The 311-nt window shown below is 63.7% G+C and carries 1 protein-coding gene; it reads right to left on the bottom strand.

All coding sequences use genetic code 11. From position 1 onward, the window contains the following. A partial coding sequence (locus tag EN786_RS36920; RefSeq protein ID WP_145972938.1) for an SRPBCC family protein occupies positions 1-311 on the bottom strand: 311 nt, incomplete at both ends.

Here is a 311-nt window from a genome sequence, read left to right as displayed (position 1 = left end):
TTCAGATTGTCGAGCCCGGCCTCGAAATCCTTGCCTATGAGTTTGTCGAAATCCATGAACAGGCCCATCAGCTTGGCGATGAAGGGTCTGGCGCCGCGCATGGCCCAGGTGACCGTCGTGCCGTCGCCGGACGGCGAGAGCGAGAAATCGACCGTGTTGTTGGCCCGGAACGGCCTTTCGAAATCGAGCTTCAGCGCGACCTGCGAGGACGGCACCGAGCCGGTGATCTCCATGCGGCCCTTGCCGGCCTTGGAATTGCCTTCCCAGGCATAGGCCGCGCCCTTGCCGCTGTCGGCACCGGAAAGCGTGCG

Origin of the sequence: Mesorhizobium sp. M4B.F.Ca.ET.143.01.1.1, assembly GCF_004792275.1 — a bacterium.
GTDB lineage: Bacteria > Pseudomonadota > Alphaproteobacteria > Rhizobiales > Rhizobiaceae > Mesorhizobium > Mesorhizobium abyssinicae.
Note: the sequence above shows the minus strand (reverse complement) of the source record. Positions and strands in the feature narration are given on the sequence as shown.